Annotated in this window: 17 protein-coding genes and 1 pseudogene; 10 read left to right on the top strand and 8 right to left on the bottom strand. The window is 68.0% G+C overall.

Features of this window, described 5'->3' with window-relative positions:
- Positions 1 to 127 precede the first annotated feature (127 nt).
- The 8 genes and pseudogenes from PH203_RS40580 (at position 128) to istB (ending at position 6,533) form a co-directional block, all read left to right on the top strand.
- Complete coding sequence (locus PH203_RS40580) at positions 128 to 1,231, top strand: enolase C-terminal domain-like protein (protein WP_289926993.1); 1,104 nt, start codon at positions 128 to 130, stop codon at positions 1,229 to 1,231.
- 30 nt (positions 1,232 to 1,261) lie between these two features.
- The gene (catA, locus tag PH203_RS40575; RefSeq protein WP_289926992.1) at positions 1,262 to 2,116 is read left to right on the top strand and encodes a catechol 1,2-dioxygenase; all 855 of its coding nucleotides are present in this window, start codon (positions 1,262 to 1,264) and stop codon (positions 2,114 to 2,116) included.
- 6 nt (positions 2,117 to 2,122) lie between these two features.
- Positions 2,123 to 2,419, top strand: coding sequence for a muconolactone Delta-isomerase (gene catC, locus PH203_RS40570; RefSeq protein WP_289926991.1), 297 nt, complete (start codon positions 2,123 to 2,125; stop codon positions 2,417 to 2,419).
- 72 nt (positions 2,420 to 2,491) lie between these two features.
- Positions 2,492 to 2,707: pseudogene (locus PH203_RS40565) on the top strand (3-oxoadipyl-CoA thiolase); the annotation flags it as partial.
- 24 nt (positions 2,708 to 2,731) lie between these two features.
- On the top strand, positions 2,732 to 3,148 hold the full coding sequence (locus PH203_RS40560) for an alpha/beta fold hydrolase (RefSeq protein WP_289926990.1): 417 nt from the start codon (positions 2,732 to 2,734) through the stop codon (positions 3,146 to 3,148).
- Entirely contained in the window at positions 3,109 to 4,035 is a 927-nt protein-coding gene (locus PH203_RS40555; protein ID WP_289926988.1) for an aldehyde dehydrogenase family protein, read from the top strand. The genes PH203_RS40560 and PH203_RS40555 overlap by 40 nt, the downstream gene beginning before the upstream one ends.
- Positions 4,036 to 4,119: 84 nt before the next feature.
- A complete protein-coding gene (gene istA / locus PH203_RS40550) occupies positions 4,120 to 5,748 on the top strand; it encodes an IS21 family transposase (RefSeq protein ID WP_289926985.1) in 1,629 nt (542 codons plus the stop codon).
- Positions 5,745 to 6,533 (top strand): IS21-like element helper ATPase IstB, encoded by a 789-nt coding sequence (istB, locus tag PH203_RS40545; RefSeq protein ID WP_289926984.1) that lies wholly within the window; start codon positions 5,745 to 5,747, stop codon positions 6,531 to 6,533. The genes istA and istB overlap by 4 nt, the downstream gene beginning before the upstream one ends.
- Positions 6,534 to 6,543: 10 nt before the next feature.
- Here the strand turns inward: istB and PH203_RS40540 are convergent, their stop codons facing one another.
- On the bottom strand, positions 6,544 to 7,290 hold the full coding sequence (locus PH203_RS40540) for a GNAT family N-acetyltransferase (RefSeq protein WP_289926982.1): 747 nt from the start codon (positions 7,288 to 7,290) through the stop codon (positions 6,544 to 6,546).
- A 193-nt stretch (positions 7,291 to 7,483) separates the two neighbouring features.
- On the opposite strand from PH203_RS40540, the gene PH203_RS40535 reads away from it, so the two are divergent.
- Positions 7,484 to 7,783 (top strand): aldehyde dehydrogenase family protein, encoded by a 300-nt coding sequence (locus PH203_RS40535; protein WP_289927020.1) that lies wholly within the window; start codon positions 7,484 to 7,486, stop codon positions 7,781 to 7,783.
- A 93-nt stretch (positions 7,784 to 7,876) separates the two neighbouring features.
- Here the strand turns inward: PH203_RS40535 and PH203_RS40530 are convergent, their stop codons facing one another.
- The 6 genes from PH203_RS40530 to PH203_RS40505 form a co-directional block, all read right to left on the bottom strand.
- Positions 7,877 to 8,230, bottom strand: coding sequence for a TetR family transcriptional regulator C-terminal domain-containing protein (locus tag PH203_RS40530; RefSeq protein WP_289926980.1), 354 nt, complete (start codon positions 8,228 to 8,230; stop codon positions 7,877 to 7,879).
- Between the two features lie 78 nt (positions 8,231 to 8,308).
- Positions 8,309 to 8,470 (bottom strand): TetR family transcriptional regulator, encoded by a 162-nt coding sequence (locus PH203_RS40525; RefSeq protein WP_289926978.1) that lies wholly within the window; start codon positions 8,468 to 8,470, stop codon positions 8,309 to 8,311.
- A gap of 361 nt (positions 8,471 to 8,831) precedes the next feature.
- A complete protein-coding gene (locus PH203_RS40520) occupies positions 8,832 to 9,764 on the bottom strand; it encodes a helix-turn-helix domain-containing protein (protein ID WP_289926977.1) in 933 nt (310 codons plus the stop codon).
- Positions 9,765 to 10,101: 337 nt separating this feature from the next.
- Positions 10,102 to 11,265 (bottom strand): 2,3-butanediol dehydrogenase, encoded by a 1,164-nt coding sequence (locus PH203_RS40515; protein WP_289926975.1) that lies wholly within the window; start codon positions 11,263 to 11,265, stop codon positions 10,102 to 10,104.
- Complete coding sequence (locus tag PH203_RS40510) at positions 11,262 to 12,617, bottom strand: MFS transporter (RefSeq protein ID WP_289926973.1); 1,356 nt, start codon at positions 12,615 to 12,617, stop codon at positions 11,262 to 11,264. The genes PH203_RS40515 and PH203_RS40510 overlap by 4 nt, the downstream gene beginning before the upstream one ends.
- A gap of 31 nt (positions 12,618 to 12,648) precedes the next feature.
- Entirely contained in the window at positions 12,649 to 13,182 is a 534-nt protein-coding gene (locus tag PH203_RS40505; protein ID WP_289926972.1) for a 2,4'-dihydroxyacetophenone dioxygenase family protein, read from the bottom strand.
- A 438-nt stretch (positions 13,183 to 13,620) separates the two neighbouring features.
- Between PH203_RS40505 and PH203_RS40500 the strand changes: the two genes are divergently transcribed.
- Positions 13,621 to 14,193 carry a MarR family winged helix-turn-helix transcriptional regulator gene (locus tag PH203_RS40500; protein WP_289926971.1) on the top strand — a complete coding sequence of 191 codons (573 nt, stop codon included), beginning with the start codon at positions 13,621 to 13,623 and terminating at the stop codon, positions 14,191 to 14,193.
- Positions 14,194 to 14,339: 146 nt separating this feature from the next.
- Here the strand turns inward: PH203_RS40500 and PH203_RS40495 are convergent, their stop codons facing one another.
- Positions 14,340 to 15,242, bottom strand: a complete 903-nt coding sequence (locus tag PH203_RS40495) for a hypothetical protein (protein ID WP_289926970.1) — start codon at positions 15,240 to 15,242, stop codon at positions 14,340 to 14,342.
- Between the last annotated feature and the right edge of the window lies 1 nt (position 15,243).

Genomic DNA, 15,243 nt, shown 5'->3' with positions numbered 1-15,243 from the left:
CTCCGAGCCGGACGTGTGCTTCAGCTTCGCTAACGAGCGAACGCTCCCGGCATGACTGCGCGCTGCGTTGGCCCTCATGACAGCCGGGCTCGCAATGGACAACTTTCACCTGGCTCGAAGGAGTGGTATGAAGATCGTCCGAGTGGAGGCAATACCCTTTGCCATTCCGTACAGGAAACCGTTGTGCTTCGCCAGTGGCAAGGTGCATACCGCCGACCACGTCCTGGTCAGGGTGCACACCGACGAAGGCCTCGTCGGCACCGCCGAAGCGCCGCCGAGGCCGTACACCTACGGCGAGACCCAGCAGTCCATTGTCGCGGTCATCGACAGGATCTTCGCGCCGCAGATCTTGGGCCTGACGGCGCTGCAGCGGGAAGTCATCCACGAACTCCTGGACCGCACCGTCGGCAATCCGACCGCCAAGGCCGCACTCGACATGGCCCTGTGGGACCTCCTCGGCCAAGCCACGGGCATGTCGGTCTCCGGACTGCTCGGCGGCTATACCAACTGCATGCGCGTCAGCCACATGGTCGGCTTCGCGCCCGCCGCGCAGATGGTCGCCGAGGCCGAGCGGATACGCGACACTTACGGCATCACCACCTTCAAGGTGAAGGTCGGCCGCCGCCCCTACACCGACGACGTGGCCGCCTGCCGAGCACTGCGCGAGACCCTCGGAGCGGACGTCGAGCTGTACATCGACGGCAACCGGGGCTGGAGCGCCGCGGAATCGGCCCGCGCACTGCGGGAGATGGCCGACCTCGGGCTGGCCTTCGCCGAGGAACTGTGCCCCGCCGACGACGTGCTTGGCCGGCGCTGGCTGGTCGAGCGCTGCCCGGTGCCGTTCATCGCCGACGAGAGTGTCACCCGCGCGGCGGACGTGACCCGCGAGATCCTCGGCGGCTCCGCCACCGCCGTGAGCATCAAGACCGCCCGTACGGGCTTCACCGCCTCCCAGCGTGTGCTGCACGAGTGCGAGGGACTGGGCGTACCTGTGCTGATGGGCAATCAGATCGACGGTCAGATCGGCACCTTGTGCACCGTTGCCTTCGGCGCCGCCCACCGCTCCGCCTCGCATTACGCCGGTGAGCTGTCCAACTTCCTGGACATGACCGACGACCTCCTCAGCGATCCGCTGACCATCGAGTCCGGAACCCTGCGCATCCGTGAGGGCGCCGGACTCGGCATCGATATCGACCCCGGCAAGCTGAACCGTTATCGCCAGGACCGCTGACCCAATCCACTTCCGAGGGACGGGAATGACATGACCAATAGCATCTCCGAGCAGACCACCGCCGCCGCGTCCGGAGCCGCAGCCACCAAGCAGTTCCGCACCAAGCAGCGCACGGAGACCACGGGTGTCGACACCAAGCGCGTCGACACCCTCGTCACCGAACTCCTCACCGCCGCACACGACATCATCCGCCGCCACAAGGTCACGTACTCCGAGTACGACGCGCTGAAGTCCTGGCTGATCCAGGTCGGCGAGGACGGCGAGTGGCCACTCTTCCTCGATGTGTGGGTCGAACATGTCGTGGAGGAGGTGGCAGGCGCGGACCGTGAGGGCACCAAGGGCACGATCGAGGGCCCCTACTACGTCCCCGACTCCCCGCGGCTGCCCGCCGAGGCGATCCTGCCCATGCGGGACGACGAGCCAGGCACACCGTTGCTGTTCCAAGGACAGGTCAGGGCGGTGGACGGCACGCCACTCGTCGGGGCGAGCGTCGAGATGTGGCAGGCGGACGACGACGGCTTCTACTCCCAATTCGCACCGAATCTACCCGAATGGAACCTGCGCGGTACTGTCATCGCGGACGACCAAGGACATTTCAAGATCCACACCATCCAGCCGGCGCCCTACCAAATCCCCACCGACGGAGCCTGCGGCAAGCTGATCGCCGCGGCTGGCTGGCACGCCTGGCGCCCCGCCCACCTGCACCTGAAGGTCTCGGCGCCCGGCCGTGAGCTCATCACCACCCAGCTGTACTTCAAGGGCGGCAGCCATGTCACCGACGACATCGCCTCCGCCGTCAAGCCTGATTTGATCCTCGACCCGACCCCGGTCGGCGACGGCACTGGCCGTGCGGTCACCTACGACTTCGTGCTCGACAAGGCGTGATCGACCTTGCTGTTCGCCGTACGCATGGACGTCGACATCCCGCGCGACCTCGCCCCCGGGGTCCGCGGGGACCTGGTGGCGCGCGAGAAGGCCTACTGCCAGGAACTGCAGAAGTCTGGGGAGTGGGTGCACATCTGGCGCTGTGTCGGCCAGTACGCCAACATCAGCGTCTTTGACGTGGCCGACAACGAGGCGCTGCACCGTATCCTCTGGAACCTGCCGCTCTTCCCCTACATGAGCATCGAGGTCACACCGCTGGCCCAGCACCCGTCCGAGCTGGCCGATTGCGAGGTCGTGGCGTGATGGACAAGGTGGTCGCCACGGCTGAGAAGGCGGTGGCCGACGTGCTGGACGGCGCGACACTGGCAGTGGCTCGCCGCCCAGGTCCTGGACGGTGTGACCGACCGGCCCGAGTTCAACCCTGTCATCCTCAACCCGCGGGGCGGCGCATACCCCTCGGCCATCCCCTCGCCACCTCCGGGCGCCCGCCTCGCGGGCACCGTTGCCCACCAGCTCGCCCGTAAGGGCAGCGGCACCGGCGTCGCCACCCTCTGCATCGGCGTGGGCCACGGCCTGGTCCTCGAACGCTGAACGACCGCGGCATCAGGAGTTCGCTTGTCCACTGACCGCCCTCGGCTCTACTACGACATCTCCGGTCCCGAGGATGCGCCCTTGCTGGTTCTCGGTCCGTCCTTGGGGACCTCCTTGGCCCTGTGGGACCCGTATGTTGGCTTCCTGACCGAGGAATTCCGCATCCTCCGCTACGACCTGCCGGGTCATGGCGCGTCACCGACGCAGGTTCTCGAAGATCCGCTTCCCGGACGTACGACTGTGGCGGATCTCGCCGATCTTGTGCTCGCGCTGGTGCACGAGCAGGGCCGGGAGAGTTTCGCTTACGCAGGTGTCTCCTTGGGCGGAGCCATCGGCACGCAGCTCGCCCTCGCGCACCCCGACCGGATCAGCGCGTTGGCCCTGCTCTGCTCGGGCGCAGCATGTACACGCGCCGGGTGCCGCTCGGGGTGGTCGGCGTGATCGGTCCCTGGAACAACCCGCTGCTCAATTCGTTCGGTGACGCCATCCCCGCGCTGGCCGCCGGCAACGCGGTCGTTCTCAAGCCGTCCGAGCACACGCCGCTGACCGCGCTGCTCATGGAGCAGATGGCCCGCGAGTGCGGCTGGCCCAAGGACGTCTTCCAAGTCGTCACCGGCGCGGGAGCCACCGGCCAGGCGCTGGCGGAGACCGCGGACTTCGTCATGTTCACCGGATCGACGAAGACCGGCCGACTGGTCGCAGCGAGGGCAGGCGAGCGGCTCATCCCGTGCTCACTGGAACTCGGCGGCAAGGACGCCCTCATCGTCCTCGCCGACGCCTCCCTGGAACGCGCCGTGAACGTCACGATCCAGGGCGCCCTGTCCAACGGGGGCCAGATGTGCACCTCGGTGGAGCGCGTGTACGTGGAGGAGCCCGTCTACGACGCGTACCTCGACCTGCTGCGCGAACGCTTCCAGCAGGTCACCTCGGGCAAGCCGACCGGGCTGGGCAGCGTCGACGTGGCAGCCATGACCTTCCCTCCCCAGGTGGCCACAGTCGAGGACCATGTCAACGACGCCGTGAGCAAGGGTGCACGCGTACTCGTGGGAGGCCACGCAGCGCCCGGACCCGGCCGCTTCTTCGCTCCCACGCTGCTCGTCGACGTCGACCACAGCATGAAGTGCATGCGCGAGGAAACCTTCGGCCCCACGCTGCCCGTGATGAAGGTCGCCGACGCAGAGGAGGCCGTCCGTCTGGTCAACGACAGCTCCTACGGGCTGCAGGCCTCCGTCATCGGATCCAACATCAGACTGGCTGTGACGTTGTTCAGCGGCCCCGGCATGTTGGCTTCGAGCGGCCCCAGTTGGTGGGTCGCACGGGTGCATTGAGGGGTGGTGACGGGGCGAAGTGGCCCCGCCTTGGCTCTTGCGGTGAGACGGTTCCTGTGGTTTCCGGCAGGGGCGGTGCTGTGGATGTCTTTGTCCAAGCAAGAGCTGTTCGACCGGATCCGGCGGGACAGCTGGCAGCAGCAGCTGTCGATCCGGGCTCTGTCGAAGAAGTACGGCGTTCACCGCCGCCTCGTACGGGAGGCACTCTCCTCGCCGGTGCCCACGCCACGCCGTCGGCCGGTGAGGACGTCACCGCGGATGGAGCCGTACAAGAAGACGGTCGACGCCTGGCTGCGGGCTGATCTGGAGGCTCCGCGCAAGCAGCGGCACACCGTGCGGCGGATCGTCGCGCGGATCGAGGAGGAGTTCGGCGAGGCGATCCCGTATCCGACGGTCCGGGACTTCGTCGCGGCCCGCCGTAAGGAGATCGCCGCGCAGGCGGGGGCGCCCGTTGAGGCGTTCGTGACCCGGCACAACGCACTCGGCGCGGACGCCGAGGTCGACTTCGGGGACGTCTACGTGGACCTGGCCGGCCAGCGCACGCGCTGCTATCTGTTCGCCTTCCGGCTGGCCTATTCCGGCAAGGCCGTGCACCGCATCTCGCGGTCGTGCGGTCAGCAGGCATTCTTCGAAGGACATGTGCACGCGCTGACCACGCTGGGCGGGGTGCCAGCCGGTCAGGTCCGCTATGACAACCTCACCCCGGCAGTGAAGAAGGTGGTCTTCCGCAGCCGTTCGCGGGAGGAGAACCCGCGCTGGACCAGCTTCCATGAGTACTACGGATTCACCCCGTTCTACTGCGAGCCGGGATTGCGCGGCGCCCACGAGAAGGGTGGGGTCGAGGGCCAGGTCGGCTACTTCCGCCGCAACTACCTCACCCCGGTGCCGCAGGTGGACAGCCTGGACGAACTCAACGGCCGGTTAGCCGAGTTCGAGGCGAAGGAGGACGAGCGGCGGATCGGAGCGAGGATGCGGACCATCGCGCAGGACTTCGCCCGCGAGGCCGGCCATCTGCTGCCCTTGCCGGACGATCCGTTCGCCACCGGGATCACCCTCACGCCGCGTGTCGACCGCTACGGCATGATCACCGTGAAGATGTGCCGGTACTCGGTCCCGGTCCGCTTCATCGACCGCAAGGTCACCGTCACGCTCACCTGCGACGACCTGACCGTCTACGACGGCCGCCGGGAGATCGCCTGCCACCGGCGGCTGACCGGCCGTGGTGCCGAACACCTCGTGCTGGACCACTACTTGGAAGCCTTGCTGACCAAGCCAGGGGCGCTGGAACGCTCCGAGGCCCTCCACCAGGCCCGCGCCGATGGCACCTTCACGGCCGTCCACGAAGCCTTCTGGGCCGCGGCCAAGAAGGCCCTCGGCGACATCGAGGGAACGAAGGCCCTGGTCAAGGTGCTGTTGCTGCATCGCCACCAGCAGCACGCCGATGTGGTGGCTGGGATACGCGCGGCTCTCGCGGCGGGCACCTTCAATGAGGACGTCATCGCACTGGCAGCGCGCAAGGCGGCCCAGGAGTCCGGGCCGGCGCTGACCGTCACCGCCGACGTCCCTGCTTCGCAGCCGATGGACCTCGACCCGGCGGTCACGCCCCTGACCTCGCGCCGTCTCGCCCGGGCTTTGCCCGCCGATCAGCGTCCCCTGCCCCGCCTGGAGCAGTGGGACGAACTGTTGCAGCTTCGCCGGAAGGACTCATCATGACCACTGCCCATCACGCACTGACCGCACAGGCATCCGACGCGGCGATCGACACGGCCTGCCGCATGCTGCGGCTGCCCACCATGCGAGCCCACGCCGCGGACACGATCGCACGGGCCGAACGCGAGGGCCTGTCCTATGCCGGGTTCCTCGCCGAGCTGTTGATGGCCGAGTGCGAGGACCGGGACAGGCGCCGGGCCGAACGGCGTATCCGCGCGGCGCATTTTCCGCGCGAGAAGTCGCTGCGGGAGTTCGACTACAGCGTCAATCCCAACGTCGATCCGGCTGTGGTCAACAACCTCGCCACCTGTGAGTGGATCGCCAAGGGCTACCCCCTGTGTCTGATCGGGGACTCCGGCACCGGCAAGTCGCACCTGCTGATCGCGCTGGGCACCACAGCGGCCATGGCCGGCTACCGCGTCCGCTACACCACCGCAGCAGCCTTGGTGAACGAGCTGGTCGAGGCGGCAGACGACAAGCAGCTGGGCAAGACCATCGCCCGTTACGGACGTGTCGACCTTCTCGAAATCGACGAGCTCGGCTACCTCGAACTGGACCGCCGCGGCGCGGAGATGCTCTTCCAGGTTCTCACTGAGCGTGAGGAAAAGAGCAGTATCGCGATCGCCTCCAACGAGGCTTTCACCGGCTGGAGCCGGACTTTCACCGATCCGCGGCTCTGCGCGGCGATCGTGGACCGGCTCACCTTCAACGCCTCCATCATCGAGACCGGCACCGAGTCATATCGCCTGGCTCGCTCCAAAGCCCAGAAGAACAAAGCTGCAGGGTGACACGCTCGGATCAGCCTTCCAGGCGAAGCTCCTCCTGGTCCAAACGGATGCTGAGCTGGCTTCCCAGCTCGCGAAACCCCAGCGCCCGTGCGACATTACGGGAGGCCATCGGACGGGCACGCCACTGCGGGAGCAGACCGTCGGCGAGTGCCTGCGCCACCGCCGCAGAAGCGACCTGCCGCGCCAGCCCGCGGCCTCTTTCCCCCGGCGCGGTGAGCACGCACAGATGGGCGGCTGCCGCGGGCCAGGCTTGAAACCCCGCCGCGGCCACCACGTCCGCGCCCTTGCGCACGACGAACGCAGCGGAGGTGATCTCGTCCATCCCGCTCTCACCGGCGTCCTCGGGCGACACCGACTTCACCAACGCCATCAAGTCCTGATGCCCGGGGGGGGCAAGCCGTTCAACGGAACGGCTCGCCGGCACCGGGCGGAAGCCGTCACGGGACACGTATCCCAAGACTGCCGGCCCCAGCACCTCATTCACAGGCAATACGGCCCGAACCGCTTCTGAAGACGTCAATGAGCTGGTCGGCATCCCGGCCAGGATCCGACGCAGAACCTGCGCAGCCCTGTCAGTCGGCGCCGTGACGATCGCCGACTCGCCCAGCACCACAATCCCAGCCCACGACGGCGGAGCCATCTGCGAGGCGGGCGACGTGACCACGTTCAAGCCCCCCACCAGGGGAAACGACACCGGCACAGCAGCCAACGTCTCCCACACGCCCTGAGCCTGCTTCAGCAACGGATCAACAGCCATCAGTCGATCCTGCCACCCCGAGATCACAAACGCCGAGGGAATCCGCTGGCCGCCCAGTGAGAAGACGCCTCAGGTGGTCCCAACGCAAGCCAATCCCCGGGGCCACTTCAGGACGTCCGCAAGCCGCGAAATCCCCACCAACTGGGGCCGCTCGAAGCCAACATGCCGGGGCCGCTGAACAACGTCAGGGCCAATCAGACGCGCTCGCCGGCTGGCGGAGCAACTCGAGGCCGGCTGCGTCACCATCAACGATGCACAGACCAATTACATGGCCCTCGGCCTACCCATGGGCGGCTGGAAGAACTCTGGCCTCGGCGTCCGTCACGGCGCCGAAGGCCTCCGCAAGTACACCAAGCTCCAGGCCGTCAGCACCAACAGGTTCCCGCTGCGCCGGGATCCGCACATGATCCCGTACGATCCCTCGGCCTACCGCCTCATCCTGCGCCTGGTGGACCTCATGTACAGCACCCGCCGACGTCATCGCGACAAGTAGCGCGTATCGTCCGGCCATCGAAACCCGAGGGAGCCGGACCGAGGCGGCAACGCGCACCGCAATGTGCCGCCTCCGAGACCGCCAGGCACGCAGCTATTTTTTCTTCTCGGCGAGAGTCACGAGATGCTCACCGGTCAGCCGCAGCACCCCGCGGCTGTCCTCGCTGTTGCGGTCGGCCAGCCAGCAGAGGATGAGGCCGTCCAATACCGCGTTGAGATAGCGGGCGAGGACCGGAACAGGAACAGTCCAACGGATCCCCTCGGCCTCGGCTGTCTCCATGAGGAGTGCCTGATGGACTTCCAGGTAACTCTGGTACTGCCGGCGAGCCAGCTCCTCGAAGCCGGCCTGCCGCAAGGCGTAATGCGTGAGCTCATAGGTGACCTGGTGCTCTCCTGGGCTGAGTTCGACACCGTCCCAGAAAGCGCCAAGACTCTTGGAAATCCTCACACCGAGGTCGCCGCCGCCCTCCTGGAGGGCATTCCGTGCCGCTTCGGCGCTCCTGGCGGCAAAGCGGGTGAGGACCTCCTAGAGGAGCTCTTCCCGAGAACTGAAGCAGTAATGGAAAACACCCAACGGCATCTCCGCTTCAGTGACGATTGCGCGCGTTGTCGCTCTCGTCACTCCATCGCGGACCATAACTCGGAACGCCGCTGCGATCAGCTCTTCCCGTCGGTCCTTCGCCGCCATGCGAGGCATGCAGTCCGCTTTCCCCTGTGAGATCGAGACACGTATTCATCCGTACTGTAGCGCAGCGTCTTGGACAGACGACCAACATTGGACGGCCGCGACAGGCGGCCCATCGGCCGTCAGCCGGTCGCCACAGTCGCGACGCACTCCTGGTTGGCGCCGCAGGGCGCTGTCAGCTTCGGTGCCGGACGAGTTCGTCCCGGTCCAACCAGGGGGACCTCGTTCTGACCCAGCTGAGGTTCATGCCTGACTCCCGTACGGTGACGACGCGCTGGCGGAGATGACGAGCGCGTTCACGGAGCGGGTCGACGGTGTAACAGTTGCAGACGGCGTGCACGCACGCCGTCCCACAGCCACCGGTTCAGCTTAGGTGCGGGCGCGTCTCTCCGGGAGTGTGGCCGAAACGGCTCCGGAAGACCCGCGTGAAATGGGCCTGGCTGGCGAAGCCCCAAGTGTGGGCGACTTCGGCAATTGTCAGATGGCGGGAGCCGGGATCGGTGAGCACCTGCCGGGCTTCGCCTAGCCGCTGTTCGAGAATGTACCTGGAGGGGCTCACCCCGGTCGGCTGGAAGATACGGCTGAGGTGCCGCGCGGACACTCCGATCGCCTCCGCGACCCGCCCCGCGCTCAGCCCGGGGTCGGTGAGGTGCCGGGCTATGTAGTCCTTGGCCACGGTCAGTTGGGAGAGCATGGCGGGCGGAGCGGAAATACCCAGCCTCGGTGCGGCCAGCGTACGGACGAGGTCCAGCACGGCGGCCTGGGCACTGGCCGAGTCCTCGCCGCCCTGCCCTGTGACCCAGTCGGCCAGTACCGCCTCCAGTGCGGATGCCTGGGCACCTTCGGCGGCCGACCCCTTGCCGAGCAGTATCGGTGCGGGCACCTCGGCGGGGGCACACTGCGCGGCGAACACCTCACGGGGGATGTCCACCAGCAACTGCCGCATGGGTGAGGGGAACCCGAACAGATAGGGGCGGCGCGTGTCGTAAAGGATCAGGTCGCCCGTCTGCAAGGTGACACAGCCGCCCTCGTGGAAGAACACCCCACAACCCGCGGTGAGCAGCGTGACAAACACCGAGTCCTTCGGCAGAGCCCGACAAGTCCGTGGAGTCCGTTCGATGACGTGCTCATTGCCGGCGATCTCGGCCAGACGCAGATCGCCGAGTTCCACGTTCGTCTCCGTGGCCACCAAGCCCTCTTGCGAGTACGACGAGCAGGTCAGGCCCACCAGAGCCTGTCGGTTGTGTTCCTCCCAGAAGTCGATGCGGTCCGCCGGATCGACCGATTGCGTAGACACGCGGGAGACAAGAGGCAGGTTCACCTGAATCTCCTTTCCAGCCCGTGTCCGTGATGGCTGTAGTGCGGGACCACTCTGTCCGTGACGGCAGGAAATCGGTGCTGCCACTGAGCTGGACGTCGTGCTCTGACGTGAGGGGCCGTCGGAGGTGCCTGGTGCTGTCCTTCGGCGAAGGGTACCCGCAGTGGGCTGCCGCGTCACCGGTCGTGTTGAGAGCAAGCAAGCAGGCCAGGAGCGGGAGGGATGGCGACCAAGCCTCACGCCGACGCGTCCAGGCGGATCCGTCAGTCGTGTGCGCGCCGGCCGCCATCCGCCTGCGTGATCGCGGTGAGTGGCCTCAGCACCCCCTCCCGCGCCCTGAGGACGCGTGCTTCGCCATCCCGGCTGACGCCGCGTAGGGGGCGAGGTGGTCGAAGCGGTCACGATGTGCGGCCGGGTCGACCAAAATCTTGACCTGATCCCCCGGGCCGCCCAGCAGCGCGTCGAAGCCGTGAGGGATCAGGGCGTCGAGGGCGATGGTCGAGGTGACGACCGGTGTCAAGTCCAGCCCTCGCTCCGCGACGAGCCGGATCAGTTCCGGATAGGTGTCGCGGTAGCCGACGCTGGCGACGATCGACTGCTCGTTGTTGACCAGGGCGAAGGCGTCCAGGGACACCTCACGGGCCAAACCGACGAGGACCACCCGGCCGCCGCGCCGGGTCGCCGCCAGGCAGGTGCGCAGGGCGCTCTCGGATCCGACCGCCTCAAACGCGACATCGACGCCCTCACCGCCGGTCAGCTCACGGATCCGCGCCCCGGCGCCCTCTTCCAGGCCCGCGTCGACCAGGTCGGTGGCGCCGAGCCGGGCCGCGCGATGCAGGCGATCGGGGGAAACGTCGACGGCGACGATGCGCCGCACCTTTCGTTCCGCGGCGAGCCGAACGGTGAGCAGGCCGACCGGGCCCAGGCCGACCACCGTCACGGTCTCCGGTGTGGTTCCGGCGCGCCGTAGGGCGTGTAGAGCCACCGAGGCCGGTTCGAAGAGCGCGGCCTGCTCCAGCGACACGGCCTCGGGGAGGCGGTGCGCCATATAGGCGGGAATGGCGGCGTACTCGGCCATACCCCCGTGCCCCATCAACCCCGCGAACCCGAAATGCCGGCAGATGTTGTACTCACCTGCCCGGCACCGTGGGCACGTCCCGCATCGGTAGTTCGGCTCGACCGCGACTCGGTCACCGATGGTCAGGCCGACCACCGACGGACCGAGGGCCGCCACCGTCCCGCAGAACTCGTGACCAAGGATGAGCGGAGCTGTGGCGCCGGAGGCCGGATGCGGCTCGACGACGGGAATGGCGTGCGGCCCGTCGGCGTACTCGTGCAGGTCGCTGCCGCAGATGCCGCAGTAGGCAACCTCGATGAGCACCTCACCGCGCCCGGGTGTGGGAACGTCCACCTCGGCTATGCGGACATCCCTGGCTCCGTACCAGACGGCGGCCTTCATCCGGTGCCGGTCGGCCCTCATTCGGCCGCTCCCGCCACCACGGCGCCCGAGCCCAGCGCGGCCGCGACCGCGGCCCGCCCGGCCCGCCGGCGCAGCACCCGCGGCGCGGTCTCCCGCAGACCAAGGGACAACAGGACGACAACGACGGCGCCGCCGGTGGAAATGAACATGGCTGTCTGCAGGCCCCAGACGTCCGACGCACGCCCGGCGATCACCGGGGCGAGGAAGCCACCGGCCAGCTCGCCGACTCCCATGACCAGCCCGAGCGCGGTGGCCAGCGCGCCACGGGGCACCGTCTCGGCGGGGATGGTGGCCATGAACAGGGTGAAGCAGCCGAGCCCGGTGTAGGTGAGCACGATGACCAGGCCCAGCAGCACGGGATCGCTGACGTAGACGATCGCAAGCGGACACAGGGCCGCTGTCGCGGAGAAGGCGATCATGGTCGGCTTGCGGCCGATGCGGTCGGAAACGGCCGGGGTCAGGAACCCCCACAGCACCCACCCCACGCCCAGGCAGGTCATGACGCCGCTCATGGTGCTCGGAGAGAAGTCCTTGACGTTCAGCAAGTACGTAGGGGTGAAGGTGATGATGACGACGAACCAGGTGAGGTAGCAGCACGCTGCCGCCATGCACAGGACGATGTTGCGGTGTCCCAGCACCTCCCGCACCGACGGCTTGGGACCGGCCGTCGTCTCGGTGGTGGCCTCGGCGTCGGCGACGGCGACCTGGGCCCGGCCACCGGGCGGCACCTCCCTAACCGACTTCGCGATCCAAGCCGCCATGAGCAGACCGGGCACGATCGTCACGAGAAGAGCCGTCCGCCAGCCATGGAGCTCGGCGAGCCACACCACCGCCAACGGGGCGAGGATCCCGCCCATCAGGCCCGCCGACGAGCCCTGGAGCAGCCCCATGTTCAGACCGCGACGGCTCTCCCGGGACGCCTCCACCATCAGCGACTGGGCCAGCGGCAGTACGGCTCCTTCCGCCACGCCCATCAGGGCCCGGGCGACGAGCAGACCGAGGAAGCCGGTCATCAACCCGCCCGCCGCGGAGAAGCAGGAGAAGAGGACCACCGCGGCGATCAGAATGGGTTTGCGTCTGCCGAGTTTGTCCGACAGACGGCCGGCGACGATCCCGGACAGCGCCCACGTGAGTGCCAGTACTCCGGACAGCGTGCCCAGCTCGGTGTTGGACAGGTGGATTTCCTTGTTGATGTACGGGGCGAGGAAAGGCAGTGCCTGGCGGTCGAAGAAGACGAATCCGAAGGCCAGGAAGAGGACCAGCAGCAGCCGGTTCTCATAGCGGTGTGCTGTGCCGTCGACGGCCGCGGGCGCTTCCACGTCGGGCCGGACACGGGTACGGATACGTGACATCGGAACCTCGTTCAGAGCAGCGGGACAGAGGTCACCGGAAGAGTGAGTTGACATAGTCGGCACCGATGCCGACCTTGTCGTAGTGGTTCCGGCACAGCTCGATGTAGTCGTGGACATCGAAGTAGCCGGTGGTGTTGCCGTCCTCGTCCAGCCAGATCAACGGGCCCTTGACGATGAAGAACGCCTTCATCGGCTCGTCGCTCTCGTAGGCGACCAGCGTGTGGCCCTCGCCCGGGGCCTCGTAGACGAAGTCACCGGCCCGCGCGGTCCAGGGGCGCTCCAGGTAGCCCCACTTACCGGAGATCGTGTACGCGAACACCTCGTGCGGGTGGTAGTGCCGGTTGACCAGTCCGGCCTCTTTGGCGCAGAGGATGTCGGCCCAGGAGTTGTCCTTGACGTTGATCCACAGCGGTCGTGATCCCACGGTCTCGCTGAGCGGTGCGTAGTACCGGTCGTCGTCGGTGGCCACCTGGGACAGGTAGACCTCCGGCTGTGCGTCGGGCTTCATCGAGTCGGCGATCGGCTTGAGGCCCTTCCAGAATTCCGACCTGGCTTCCTCGGGCATGTTTCGGCTCCTTTTCGTCGAGGTGGCCGACAGTGAACTCCCAGAGCCGATTCCAGGTCTTTCCTGTGGGAGACAAGGCGCATTGCCTGTTTGGGACATGCCGCAGCCCTTCAGGGATGCTGCGCAAACGAACGGGTTCCGCCGGTACCAGGGCCCAGGCCCGAGCCGTACGCCATCGGCGCCGCCACCGCCCCGTGGTGGCGAGGTCCACGAGCTCTCGAAGAAGAACTCGCGCTTCAAGAACGCATCGCCACACTCCTGTCCGGCTTCGCACCGGCTGAGGATCAACCCTGATCGCCACCTGCCGCACCGACTCGGGGGGCATCGAGCAGGACGTCGCCACCGGACATGCCGGAAACCGCGGCGTGCCGCAGTGGCACCTGCGCACACAGGCACCGCTCGTACAATTTGACTCCGAACGACCAAAGGAGTGTGACTGTGCCGAGCCATCGGTCCATCGCCGAAGCAGAGAAGTTGGCAGCAGCAAAACTCGGAGCCATACCGATCCACCGTGAGCAGATGGCGGTGGTCGCCAACATCTACCGTGCTGCCTCGGCCGTACGGCAGCACCTGGAGAACTCCGTGCTGCGCGGTGCGGATCTGACCTGGACGGCGTTCGTCGTGCTCTGGGTGGTGTGGGTCTGGGGCGAGTCCGAGACCCGGCACGTCGCGGAGGAGGCCGGCATCTCCAAGGGGACCCTCACCGGGGTCTCGCGGACTCTGGAGGGACGAGGGCTGGTCAAGCGGACCGTTCACCCCTCCGACGGCAGGCGGGTGCTGCTCAGCCTCACCGAAGAGGGCGAGGCGCTGATGGGGCGGTTGTTTCCGGAGTTCAACCAGGAGGAGGCTTTCGTCACCTCGCGGCTCGGTGGCGAGGAGTGCCGGAGCCTCGCGGACGGGCTGCGGCAGGTCGTGCTCCAGATCGAGGAGCACGGCGAGGAGCGTCGGCTGGCCCTTCTCGACGGTGCCGAGCCGACACCGCGCCGCAGCGGGCGGCGACCGAAGGACTGAGAGGCCCGTCCACAGAGACGAGGGCCGGCCTGAAGGCCTCCGCCGGCTCGGGCGGAGTCGGCGCCCTGGTGTGCCGGGCCTCCCCGGAACCGTCGGCGTCTTGAACCGGCCCTGTCCGAAACAGGGTATGTGCCCGCAATCATCGGTCACCTGCGGCTCCAGTAGGCGTACCGCTCCACCGGCTCGCCGTCGTGCCCCCACGGCCAGCGCGTGACGAGTCCGCCGATCACGGCGAAGACCGCGGCCGCCTCCTCGGTCCGTGCCGCCCGCGAGAGGGCGTAGGCGAGCAGCCCTAGGTCGGCGACGCTGGCGGCGTGGCGCGGGTGGCCGGGGCGAAGCCAGTGGTCCAGGGCCTGGTCCAGCAGGGGTGCCACGTGCGGCTGGGTCCAGTAGCGGCCGGCTCCGAGCGCCCGGGTGCCGCCGCTGTCCAGGTCGCGGTGGTACTGCCGTACGGCGGCGGTCAGCGGCAGGCACTCCGCGGGGACCCCGTACGGCATGGCGTCGACGACGTCGTCGAGGAAGTCGCGCAGGGCCGCCTGGCTTCCTCGCTCCTCCGGCGAGAGGTAGCCGAGGACCTGCAGGTGGGCCTCACGGTTCCACGGGTCGCGGGCGCGGATCTCCCGCCACACGGGGGTGAGTTCGGCGCTGGGGCGGGCCAGCAGTCTCAGCGCCGCCAGCGTCCCGACCCAGGGCGCCGGGTCGGCCGGGCGGGCGTCGGCGGCGAGCCGGAAGGCCGCCGTAGCCGCCCGCGGATCGACGGGCAGTTCGGACCAGGCGTGCAGAAGCAGCGCGTCCGCGTCGCGGGGGTGCCGCGCCCGCCAGCCGCGGGCCAGGGCGGGTACGGCCTCGGCGAGTACGGTGACGCGGTGGCAGCGGCGGTCCCAGTGGTCCCCGGTGTCCCGTAACAGCTGTTCCAGCTGGGCGATGGCCAGGTCCTGCGGTCCCGGGCCCCGTGCGGAGGCGATGCCTCTGAGCGCCCGGCCGAGCGCCGTGTCGTCGAGCTCCGGGGCGAGGCGGGGTGCCTGTTGTCTGCGGCTGAAGAGGGCCATG

The sequence above is a fragment of the Streptomyces sp. S.PB5 genome (assembly GCF_030403745.1).
Lineage (GTDB): Bacteria > Actinomycetota > Actinomycetes > Streptomycetales > Streptomycetaceae > Streptomyces.
Note: the sequence above shows the minus strand (reverse complement) of the source record. Positions and strands in the feature narration are given on the sequence as shown.

Coding starts and splice junctions, on each gene's coding strand:
- PH203_RS40555 (WP_289926988.1), top strand. CDS start 3,109: ATGTACACGCGCCGGGTGCCGCTCGGGGTGGTCGGCGTGATCGGTCCC.
- catA (WP_289926992.1), top strand. CDS start 1,262: ATGACCAATAGCATCTCCGAGCAGACCACCGCCGCCGCGTCCGGAGCC.
- PH203_RS40515 (WP_289926975.1), bottom strand. CDS start 11,265: ATGAGGGCCGACCGGCACCGGATGAAGGCCGCCGTCTGGTACGGAGCC.
- istB (WP_289926984.1), top strand. CDS start 5,745: ATGACCACTGCCCATCACGCACTGACCGCACAGGCATCCGACGCGGCG.
- PH203_RS40540 (WP_289926982.1), bottom strand. CDS start 7,290: ATGGCTGTTGATCCGTTGCTGAAGCAGGCTCAGGGCGTGTGGGAGACG.
- PH203_RS40525 (WP_289926978.1), bottom strand. CDS start 8,470: ATGGCGGCGAAGGACCGACGGGAAGAGCTGATCGCAGCGGCGTTCCGA.
- PH203_RS40505 (WP_289926972.1), bottom strand. CDS start 13,182: ATGCCCGAGGAAGCCAGGTCGGAATTCTGGAAGGGCCTCAAGCCGATC.
- istA (WP_289926985.1), top strand. CDS start 4,120: ATGTCTTTGTCCAAGCAAGAGCTGTTCGACCGGATCCGGCGGGACAGC.
- PH203_RS40580 (WP_289926993.1), top strand. CDS start 128: ATGAAGATCGTCCGAGTGGAGGCAATACCCTTTGCCATTCCGTACAGG.
- PH203_RS40510 (WP_289926973.1), bottom strand. CDS start 12,617: ATGTCACGTATCCGTACCCGTGTCCGGCCCGACGTGGAAGCGCCCGCG.
- PH203_RS40495 (WP_289926970.1), bottom strand. CDS start 15,242: ATGGCCCTCTTCAGCCGCAGACAACAGGCACCCCGCCTCGCCCCGGAG.